The organism is Marinifilum fragile, assembly GCF_963677365.1.
GTDB lineage: Bacteria > Bacteroidota > Bacteroidia > Bacteroidales > Marinifilaceae > Marinifilum > Marinifilum fragile.
This window is the reverse complement of sequence record NZ_OY781962.1, coordinates 4,073,037-4,084,662: the sequence shown is the minus strand read 5'-3', so window position 1 is coordinate 4,084,662 and position 11,626 is coordinate 4,073,037. Positions and strand designations below refer to the sequence as shown.

Below are 11,626 nucleotides of genomic sequence, written 5' to 3'. Positions count from 1 at the left end.
TAGATTTTAGATTAAAAACGAACACTTAGGTTCACAAAATAGGTACGGCCATAGTAGTAGTACAATTTATCGCCGAATTCACGATCCCCTGTATTATCAGATCTACTTTGCTCATATCCTCCAGTAATAATATCAGTATCATCCAATACATTGTTCACGTTGGCATTCAAAGAGATGTAATAATCTTTGATTTTCCATGATTTACCAAAGTTCAAATCCAATGTAAACGCATCTGGTAACTGACGTTGATTTATTCTGGAATTCCAAACTTCACTTCCAGGTGTTAAACCTTGCACTGCTGCTGAAGTTCTTTCTCCAGGGAAGAAATCCAAATAAATATCATCGTAGTAGTTGGCATTCACACCAGCCCACCAGTACTTAGGAGAAGAATATTTTAATCCTAAAGTAGCTGCTGTTTGCGGTGTACCTGCTACATAGAAGTTTTTGGCATAAACAGTTTGCTCATCGTACGGCTTACCATTATTCTCTTCAACCCATTTTAAGTTAGGTCTTGAATCCCAGATGTACTGCCCCTTAGAACCTGCAAAAATAGCAGTCAATGTAGGTGTCAATCTGGCTTCCACACCAATTTCAATACCCATGTGCTCTTTATCAATACCAGTCATAATGGCATTAACAAAAGCACTTTTACTATTGGTTCCTAGTCCATCCATAAAGTAATTTCTTACCTCTGTCTGATCTTCGAAACGAGTATAGAATCCGTTAATACTCGCTTTTACAAAAGGAGTACGCAATTGGTAACCAGCATCGAATGACATGATCTTTTCATTTTTTAAATCATCAACCCAAACATTTCTTGTTCTTGCTGATTCAAAAGAGTTTCTTAAGAATGGTGCACGAGTTGTATAAGCAGCATTTGCTTTAAAGTAGTTACGACCATTCAATTTATAGGTTAATCCACCTTTCACACCAAAGTTGGTAAAATCTTTCTTGCTACTTTCACCAAATGAATTATCAGGGAACAATGCTTTTTTCATGTTACCTTCTCTCCACATATTTGTGTAGTTAACCTCTCCACCAATATAACCTTCCCACTGGTTGTAAGTAAAATCGGTTTGAGCAAAGAATCCTCCTTTTCTCAAGTGAACATCGTAATCGAAACCAAATGTATCACCTTCTTTTACTTTTCTATCAGGACGATTCATGTCATTATCTCTTTTAGAAGCTGGAGCATACTTATCGTAATCAATAAAATATTCTGCTCCCAAAAGATCATCCATCACATTAAATCGACTTCCAACATAATGAGTGTATTCCAATCCTGCGGTTAAATTCCAGTTGTTGTTAATCTCTTTGGTAAAGATTGTATTGGCCATCAACTGCTCAGCATCGTAACGATTCTCTTCAAGAAAGTATTGTGCATTTGGATCATTGCTGTTTACCTGATACATTCTGTTCCAGTCAATATGACGAACATTTGGATCGGTTTTCCAAAGGTTTTCAATTGCTTCAGGAGATTTAGAATTCCATGGCAACTTACTATAGTAATCTGGACGTGGATCTGGAGCATTGAACCAACTTAAGCGAGTGCTACCATTTCTTCCGAATGTATAAGATATAGCTGTTTCTAAATTGGTTTTCTCATTGATCTTCCAATCGTGATTCAACATGAAAACTGGCTGATGAGATTTGCTCACTCGTGAGTTTCTCTTTTCACCATTCTGATATCCCCAATATGGATTATAGTAGTTACTTCCTACCAAATCATACACTTTTTGAGTTGATGCACCACCTTTACCTCTTTCGCTAGGAGCAGCAAATACTGTTAGGTTTAAGCTGTGATTGTCATTCAACTGCTTGTAAGCAGAAAGGAAATAGCTGTAAGCATCGTAGAAAGTTGCATCAACATATCCTTCATCGCCCCAACGACGAGATCCTGAAACTGTAAACGCCCAACCATTCTCCATTAATCCTGTTGAATGCGTAGCCATTACACGATTCGTATAGCTTTTGTTTGAGTAAGAGTACACCAACTTGGTTCCTACTCTTTGGTCTTTTGCACTGGTGTTAATGTTTGTTGTACCACCAAAACCACCAAAACCAAATCCGTTTGCACCCAAACCATATTGAATTTCCTGGTTACGAGTAGCATCGTTCAAACCACCCCACTTGTACCAGTATCCTCTACCATTTTCCATGTCGTTCATCAACATTCCGTTCATACGGATGCTGGTATTGTCAGAGCTGTATCCACGAGTTTTAAATCGCAACTGACTGAAGACATAACCTGCATTCGAAACAAATACATCTTTAGAACTTGCCAACAAACCTGAGATGTTCTCTTTCGAACCTTCATCATCTAATTCTTCATCGGTTAAGGAAGAAAAGTCAAAATCCTTTAAGGATTGACTCAAAGCGCTTGGCACCAGTTCAACCACTTTAAGGTCAATTGTGCTTCCTGCGACAACGTTTACAGCCATCGACACGCTTTTAAAATCTTGTAAAATAAACTCCAACAAGTGTTTGCCTTGTGGAACTTCAGAGATCAGAAAATTACCCTCAGCATCGGTATAAGTACTTAAGTTGGTACCCAATACTTCAACCTTTACCTGAGATAGATAATTTCTGTCTACAGAGTTTCTCACCTTACCACTAACATTCCCGGTTTGGGCATGCAATGCAAAAGATGAAAGTACTCCCATTAGTAGAAACAGAAGAATCTTTTTCATGAAAATAAAAAGTTTGATTAGTACAGTTAGGCATTCGGAAACTACCTACCTCTCCCCTGGTAAAAGCAAATTCCAAAAAACCACAAATTTGCTTTCAACGTAGTATTTGTTGAGGGACTATAAAATGGTGTGTCTTACGATTGCAAAACTAATAATATTAATTACAATCTCATATTAAGAATTGGTTAATTTGATTAAGTAATGCAATCTCAGATGCTAATGATCTATTTCAGGACATAACTTTTGACTAACAGCTACATATCAAAGATTAATATATCCTGGAATAACTGTTACGTCGAATAATTAATACTTTGTTCTCATGCTGTTTTGTACTAAAATCTGGATTCTATATGAATAAAATATTCTTTTCTTAATTTTAATATCCTCCCCTATTCTATTGCTCTTTTATAATCGCTAAAAAAGCTTTAATATTGCAACGCAATCCGTTGCCAACCATTTTGACTGTAAAAATCAATCTATTCTCCCCCGATTGATTGGGATAGTTTCCACTCCCTTGTTATAACTAGAAATTTAGAATCAAACTATTGCAGAGTATTTTCTGCCATAATTACAGAATTCACATGATACGAATGAGAACAATAGCAGCCTTATTATTGGCCTTTTTAATGGTTTCATCTGGTGATTCGTTCGCACAAAAGAAGAATTACCAAGTGGCCTGTGTAGGTTTTTACAATCTGGAGAACCTTTTCGATACAATTGACGATCCAAACAAGCGTGATGAAGAATACCTACCGGAAGGAAAAAGAAAATGGAGCAAATCCAGATACGAAGACAAGCTTTTCAATATGGCTCATATCATTTCTCTAATGGGAAAAGATGGTGTACAAGAGGGAGTATCAATTCTTGGTGTTTCGGAGATTGAAAACCGCGGAGTATTAGAAGATTTGGTAAAACAGTCTCCAATTAAAAACAGAAACTACCAAATTGCACATTTCGAATCGCCTGACAAGCGAGGTATTGATGTAGGTTTGTTGTACAACCCTGAGCACTTTAAACTTTTGGATCAGAAAAAATACAAGTATCAGCCACTTAAAGAAAATGGAGATACTCTTTATACTCGCGATCAGTTATTGGTGAGCGGATTGTTATTTGGTGATAAAGTTCATGTAATTGTAAATCACTGGCCATCGCGATTTGGTGGTGAAAAGAAAAGCCGTCCTAATAGAAATGGCGCTGCTGCAGTTACTCGTTCCATTGCTGATTCACTTTTAAAAGATGATGCCAATGCTAAAATCTTTATCATGGGCGATTTAAACGACGATCCAATTAACGAAAGTGTGAAGAAAGTAATTGGTACCAAAGCAAACAAAAAGAAGGTAAAAGGAGGTTTATTCTATAATCCTTGGGAAAATTTATACAAAAATGGTATTGGAACCCTTGCCTACCGCGATAGCTGGAATTTGTTCGACCAAATTCTTCTTTCAAATCCATTGGTACACACAAAGGGCGGATTTACTTATCTGAAATCGGAAATACTAAGAGAAAAATTCATGTTTACCGAGAGTGGACCTTACAAAGGATATCCTAAAAGAACTTTTTCATTTGACAACTACGTAGGTGGTTATAGCGATCACCTGCCAGTGTTTGTTTATCTTGTAAAAGAGAAATAGAAACACTGATAATATTTTTAGGAAGGCTGAATCTGTAGTGGGTTCAGCCTTTTTTGTAAAGCTAACAGAAAGCGTGCACCAAAACATTAATACACGACTCCGTTCGAACGAAGTTCCGAGTACTGAAAATTCTTTTTGCGCTAAATCTTAATAATTACCTAACAACAAGAGATTCTCAATAAATCAAACACAACATTTAGAATCTTCATTGTATAATCAAACAGACTTTTACACAATAATCACATCATTATTACATTGTATTTTCTATATAAAAAAACCCCGAATCGCAATGATTCGGGGTTTAAAAAATATTGTAATTATAATTACTTCAATGTAGGACCTTCTACGTATTCAAACTCAGGATTTGGACCTGATTTGGTACACTTAAACTTAATAGAATAAGATGTATAAGAACCATCATACGTCTGGAATTCAAGAATATAATACACATCAACTCCTTGAACTTGTGCAACGGCTTCTGGATATTTGTTTGGAAGGTATGCTGTTTTGATAGCTTCTTTTACCGCATCTTGCCAAGTAGCAAAACTACTATCAAATTTTCCACTTCTAATATCAAAGTTAACATACTTAGAACTTGCACCATAATAGTACTCAGAATCGCTATAATCAGAAGTTTTTCCATGTGTATCTACTGAATAGTTCACAATGATTTGGAAGTCATTAGAAGCCATAGTATATTTTACTGTTGGATCAAATTTCCAGCCTTCTGATCCATAGTAAACAAACTGATCCATTTTAACTGGCATCGAGCTCCATGCACCTTCTGAATAGGTATATTCCGCAGCAATAGTCTTTGTTCCTCCTGAGTAATACTTATAAATCATTACCATTACATCACCTTCTTGCGCATATGGATATTTTATACTTAAGAAAGTTGGAAGGTAATCTTCGGCAGGAACAGAGCTAGAGAAGTTACCATATTTACCTGGACCACTTCCCATTTCGTTATAATCATTTCTTTGTAAATAGTATACATCAGATTTTGCCCATTCGCTTCCGTCAAATTCATAGTATTCCTCTACTTTTTCACCTTCAGCTCCTTGAGTTACACCTTTTACATCAAGTTGTGAGATTTCCCATGTTGCAGCATCAGTAGCATTAGATTTGTATACAAAAGCAACATGTATTTTCTTTCCTTCGTAAGCAGACAAATCAATATTTCCTGACTCTACAAAAGTCCAGCTATCACCCGCTGGAGCATTCTCAATGGTTAACTCTGTCCAATCTGCAACATCTGGTGCTTGAGTAGCATCATACTTGTCAGAAATGTAAACAAAAGTTTGTTGCCAATCTCCTGACAGATAATTTAAAGCCTGCGAAATATTCATGAATGGATCAACAACATCCGCCAAATCAATTTCAGGAGAAATTAACCAGTCTTCATTTTCAAAACGCGTTCCACCAGAATATCCCGAAATTTTAGCGTAATCAACTCCTCCGTAACCTGAATCATACCATTCCTGGTCGTCTCCAGTTACCGATACAGTAGTAAACTGAGATAAATCTGAATAGTTAGCCGAGAAAAGAGTAACTTCCGAATATTCGTTTGGATCAGGATCTACATTTCTATAGTCGTAACTAACCAATCTCACATCACCATTTGCAGCATCAGGATATTTTGCTGCGAGAATCTCTGGTAAGAAGTCATTTGCTGGATAGCTTGGAGAGAAATACTGAGCAGCAGCAATCAATTCATTTACCATTGCATACTGATCTTCTCCTAATTTAAAATAAGGAGCGCCAGTATAAGCTGTTAGGTATGCCAAATCTCTCGTATCATAATTATAGTTCACCTTAATTGAAGATGTTTCATCCAATGTTTGGTATATAGCATTTAAAACTGCAGGCATATAAGCAGAAGCAGGTCTGTTATCGCTAAAGCTTAATAAAGAAGCAATTTCTTCTGCTCTTGCTGTATCTTCCGCATTTTTAGCTGTTTCTAAAGCCAACTTGCTAATAGCTGCATAGTGATCAGCATTTAATGTAATTTCAAGCTGAGTTGGATTGAAAGTCACCTTATCCAAAGCATCAAGCTCATCATAAGTATCTTCCATCGGATCACAACTTGCAAATACAATTGCAAGCAATGAAAGCATATATATAAATTTTTTCATCTTATTTAATTTAATGGTTTTAATAATGATTAAAATTTAACTTTTAAACCTGTTGACCAAGTTGTTCCGTAGCCATACCAAACTAAAGCAGAAGATGCATTGTGTTGATTTCCATCATCAGCTTTTGATACATACTCTACATCGAACAAGTTATTTACCTTACCATTAATAGATGCATCAAGGTTACCAATCTTGAACTTGTAAGTGAAGTTTAAATCTACAAGATTTACATCTGGCATTTCCCAAGAATCTACTCTGTCTTCAGCACCATTGGTTCTGTTTGTAGGATCGAAATCAGCAAAGTGTTTTCCATTGTATAAGTAATCAATACCGATTCTAAAATCAGGAAGTACTTCGTAGTTAATTTCAAGCGCTCCTGTTAACTGAGCAGAGTTACCAACATGCACATCTTTAATGTAAGCATTAAACTCATCAATCAATACATTATTATCATCATACAAGTTAAAGTTTACATCATCTTCGTAAACCCAGTCACCAATTGATAACATACCTTTAACAGTTAACTTCTTGCTAGGTTTGTAGCTTGCTTCAACTTCAACCCCTTTGTGCAATTGATTCAAACCAGTAATGTTAGCTGTTTGTCCTTGAAGACTCATTACCAAACCTTTGTCAATCCAATTGGTCCAGTAAGCTGTTACTTTAGCATCAAAATTTGCTGAAGTGTAACCATAACCTAATTCAGCAGTAATGATCTTCTCATACTTTACATCATCATTCACCTCATTAGTATAGTTTAAGAATACATTACTGAAATAAGGAGTTCTTTTTACAAAACCACCATTTACAAATACATTGTGAATTGAATTGATTTTGTAGTTAAAACCTGCTTTCACATTCCATGGAAAGAAATCTTCCCAATCAGACTCTTGGTTACCTGGAGCATAGTTAAAATAATCTACACGCTTGTATGCTTTTCTTGAAATTGCAGCTGACACAAAGGCAGAATAATTATCTGCTACATATTCACCTTGTCCGAACACTCCTGTGTACAATACTTTACCATCATTGTAATAAGAGTACTTGTCATCTTTCTTTAACTTGGTATTAGCATCTCTATTCTTGTTTGTACCATCAAGGAAGAATGCACCACCCAATAAGTCATCCACTTCTTTATAGTGTTCTCCTTTATAATAACGTCCATCAAAACCTGCAGTCAGCTTTAAATTATCGATATCCTTAGTGTATGTTGATAACAAACCAACCCAAGTGTGATTATTTACTGAATTACCAATAATAGCTTGTGAACCTCCTGTAACGTAAGTTGCATTTCTTTCTGCAACACCATCAAAATCAAGCAATCCATCACCAGTTCTCATGGTCTCATCATAGTCCGCACCACTATATCTGTTAACACCTAACCAGTTCTTCTGAGCACCATCTACACGACGTCCTCCTCCAGTACCAATTGAAGCATACAAAGAAGTAGTCAAATTAGTTTTATCATCAATATCCCAAAAGTGATTCAATTGAGCTTGAGGTTTGTGGTAGTAGTTGTAACCGTAACCTCCACCATATTCTTTTCCATCACGAATACCATAATCTGAATTGTATTTGAATTCATCTTTATGGTTTCTGTATTGTTGAATAGTATGTTTGTTACCACGCTGATTATGCCATTGAGGTGCACCTGTAATCATAAAAGCAAGAGAGTGCTTCTCATTAATTTTCTTTGAGATATTTGCGTAATATGCCCAAGCATCGAACTCAGTACCTTTAGCCCACATACTTCCGTAAGTATGAGATCCTAATAAAGTAACAGCCCAGCCATTATCCAATAACCCTGTTGAAACAGAAAACAATTGCTTTTTATGACCATCGTTTGCTACGCTTGTTTTAACAACACCACCTTTTTTAGCATCTGACGATTTTAAAAGTACGTTAATTGTACCTCCTACTGAAGAAAGTCCAAGTTTAGAAGCTCCAAGACCTCTTTGTACCTGCATTGTACGAGTTACATCAGAAAGACCAGCCCAGTTTGACCAATAAACTTTACCTGATTCCATATCGTTTACAGGGATACCGTTAATCAATACTCCAACATTGTTTGAGTCAAAACCACGAACATAAACTGAAGCATCTCCAAATCCACCACCCTCTTTCGAAGTATAAATAGATGGAGTTGACTTTAAGATTTCAGGAAATTCCTGAGTTCCCAATTTGTTCTCGATTAACTCTGTTGAGATAGTAGAAACAGATACTGGTGTTTGGCGATCTGTAACAATCGAAGCCATTACACTTACCTCATTCAAACCAACAGCGTCTGATTCAAGTTTAATAGTACCTAAATCCTGAGCTCCTGATAATGCGATTTCCTTATCTAAGAAACCTACGAAGCTAACAACAATTTTTGATGCCCCTTGAGGAACTTGTAAAGCAAAAGAACCATCAAAACCTGAAACTGTACCTGAAGTAGTTCCTGGTACAACAATTGAAGCCCCTGGCAGACTTTCACCAGAATCTCCATCTACGACTACACCTTTTACGGTGGTTTGAGCAATAGCTGCAACGGACAACATCAATACAGCTGCCATTGTCAAAATACTTCTCATTACATTTTTCATAAAATGAATTGTTAGGTTAGTAATAGTGTAGCAAAATTGCTACAAAATCATCTCTCTTTCCTTGGAGAAAAGGATTATAAAAATGGTTCGTTTAAAACTTATTAACAAATAATCAACAATCATTTGTTTAAGGTTCATCCAATAAAATTAGTAGTTCATCGAAAAAACATTTTGACACTTAAAAATCGAGGCAATTTTTTCTTGAAACCTAATGTTAATATCGAATTATAAGCTTTTCACTTTTAAAATTTAGGATTCGGAAGATAATGCTTTTTATTCAATTTACACAATCTCAAAACACCCAAACATTTAGTTTAAAAGCAATTCCACTCTACCTTTAAAACAAAGTAATTTTTTGAACTCGTCAATAATTCTGCGAAGGTACAGTTTTTTCCTTTTATCACAGCTTTAATTGATTTGATTCTAAATTACATTCTCTCATTTTAAAGAGTAGCAAATCTATCTGTAAAAATCCAAACATCATGTTAAGTTAATTTTAATAAAGCAATAAGTTAAAGGGTTAATTTTTTTAAACTTTAAATTATTCCATCTAAATAGATTGATTCACAAAAATAAACCGTACTTTTGCAGCCGCATTTTTAGCAGCGCAATCGATTCTGCCACAATTAATTCACAAATTTTGTGTGCAGATCTTGACATTTACAAGGAGAAGCTTTACAATGAAAGCAGCCTTTTTCAATAATATTGATTGATTTTTAAGACACAGAGTCATAAAGAAGATACGAGATGAAGAAACTAAGAAACATTGCGATTATCGCTCACGTTGACCATGGAAAAACCACTTTGGTTGATAAAATGATAATGCACAGTAACATTTTCAGAAAGAATGAAAATCCGGGAGACCTTATTCTTGACAATAACGACCTGGAAAGAGAGAGAGGTATTACCATTTTGTCGAAAAACGTATCTCTTGAATACAATGATGTAAAAATTAACATTATTGACACCCCTGGTCACTCTGACTTTGGTGGAGAGGTTGAGCGTGTTTTGAATATGGCCGATGGAGTACTTTTGTTGGTGGATGCCTTTGAAGGAACTATGCCTCAAACTCGTTTCGTATTATCTAAAGCACTTGCATTAGGTTTGAAACCAGTAGTAGTCGTAAACAAAGTTGACAAACCAAACTGTCGTCCTGAAGAAGTACAAGAACAAGTTTTTGAACTAATGTTCAACCTTGAAGCTACGGAAGAACAGCTTGATTTCCCAACCATTTATGGTTCTGCTAAAGAAGGTTGGATGTCAAAAGATTGGAAAACTCCAACCAACGACATTACTGCAATTCTTGATGCAATTATCGAATACATACCAGAGCCAAAAGTTTTGGAAGGAACACCTCAAATGCTTATTACATCTCTTGACTTCTCGAACTATGTTGGCCGTATCGCCGTAGGTAGAGTTCATCGTGGAGAATTAAAAGAAGGTATGAATGTTAGCCTTGCCAAACGTGATGGTAGCATTAAAAAATCTCGCATAAAGGAATTACACGTATTTACCGGTTTAGGTAAAGAAAGAGTATCAAGTGTAAAATCGGGTGAACTTTGTGCTTTAGTAGGTATTGATGGCTTTGATATTGGAGATTCAATTTGTGATATTGAAAATCCTGAACCATTAGATCCAATTGCAATCGATGAGCCAACAATGAGTATGTTGTTTACTATTAACAACTCCCCATTTTACGGTCAGGATGGTAAATATGTAACTTCCCGTCACTTGATCGATCGTTTAGAATTAGAATTAGAAAAGAATTTGGCTTTACGCGTTGTTCCAACCGATTCGGCTGATTCATACAATGTGTTTGGTCGTGGCGTACTTCACTTATCTGTATTGATAGAGACTATGAGACGTGAAGGTTACGAACTACAAGTAGGTCAGCCACAGGTAATCATAAAAGATATAGCTGGTGAAAAATGTGAACCAGTGGAGATCCTATACATCGATCTTCCGGAAGATGTATCAGGCAAAGCCATTGAGTTAATTACTCAGCGTAAAGGCGAAATGTTAACCATGGAACGTAAAGCTGATCGTATTCACCTTGAATTCCATATTCCATCGCGAGGAATTATTGGCTTAAGAAATCAGATTTTGACTGCAACGGCAGGTGAAGCTGTAATGTCGCATCGTTTCCACGAATACCAACCATTCAAAGGTGAAATTCCAGGACGTATTAATGGTTCATTAATTGCTATGGAAACAGGTACTACTTTTGCTTATGCATTGGGTAAACTACAAGATAGAGGACGTTTCTTTGTTGCTCCGCAAACTGAAATTTACAAAGGGCAGGTTGTGGGAGAAAATACTCGCGCAGGTGATTTGGATATCAACGTTACCAAAACAAAGAAGCTAACCAACATGCGTACTTCAGGTACTGATGATAAAATTAGATTGGCTCCTCCGGTGATTTTCTCACTTGAAGAAGCTTTAGAGTATATTCAAGGTGACGAATATGTTGAAGTAACGCCAAATAATATCAGACTTCGTAAGATCTTACTTTCTGAACACGACAGAAAAAGAGCTTCGAAAGAATAAATAAATAAACGACGTAATTTATTTACGCCGATATAATATTA

The 11,626-nt window shown here is 36.1% G+C and carries 5 protein-coding genes; 2 read left to right on the top strand and 3 right to left on the bottom strand.

Features of this window, described 5'->3' with window-relative positions; translation table 11 throughout:
- Positions 1 to 11: 11 nt before the first annotated feature.
- Positions 12 to 2,690 (bottom strand): carboxypeptidase-like regulatory domain-containing protein, encoded by a 2,679-nt coding sequence (locus tag ACKPCA_RS16375; protein WP_321280053.1) that lies wholly within the window; start codon positions 2,688 to 2,690, stop codon positions 12 to 14.
- Positions 2,691 to 3,280: 590 nt separating this feature from the next.
- On the opposite strand from ACKPCA_RS16375, the gene ACKPCA_RS16370 reads away from it, so the two are divergent.
- On the top strand, positions 3,281 to 4,321 hold the full coding sequence (locus ACKPCA_RS16370; RefSeq protein ID WP_321280052.1) for an endonuclease/exonuclease/phosphatase family protein: 1,041 nt from the start codon (positions 3,281 to 3,283) through the stop codon (positions 4,319 to 4,321).
- A gap of 323 nt (positions 4,322 to 4,644) precedes the next feature.
- Here ACKPCA_RS16370 and ACKPCA_RS16365 read toward each other — a convergent pair whose 3' ends face one another.
- Both ACKPCA_RS16365 and ACKPCA_RS16360 read right to left on the bottom strand, forming a co-directional pair.
- A complete protein-coding gene (locus ACKPCA_RS16365; RefSeq protein WP_321280051.1) occupies positions 4,645 to 6,456 on the bottom strand; it encodes a choice-of-anchor J domain-containing protein in 1,812 nt (603 codons plus the stop codon).
- A 29-nt stretch (positions 6,457 to 6,485) separates the two neighbouring features.
- The gene (locus ACKPCA_RS16360) at positions 6,486 to 9,038 is read right to left on the bottom strand and encodes a TonB-dependent receptor (RefSeq protein ID WP_321280050.1); all 2,553 of its coding nucleotides are present in this window, start codon (positions 9,036 to 9,038) and stop codon (positions 6,486 to 6,488) included.
- 747 nt (positions 9,039 to 9,785) lie between these two features.
- Here ACKPCA_RS16360 and typA point away from each other — a divergent pair.
- Entirely contained in the window at positions 9,786 to 11,585 is a 1,800-nt protein-coding gene (gene typA, locus ACKPCA_RS16355; protein ID WP_321280049.1) for a translational GTPase TypA, read from the top strand.
- Positions 11,586 to 11,626: the final 41 nt, after the last annotated feature.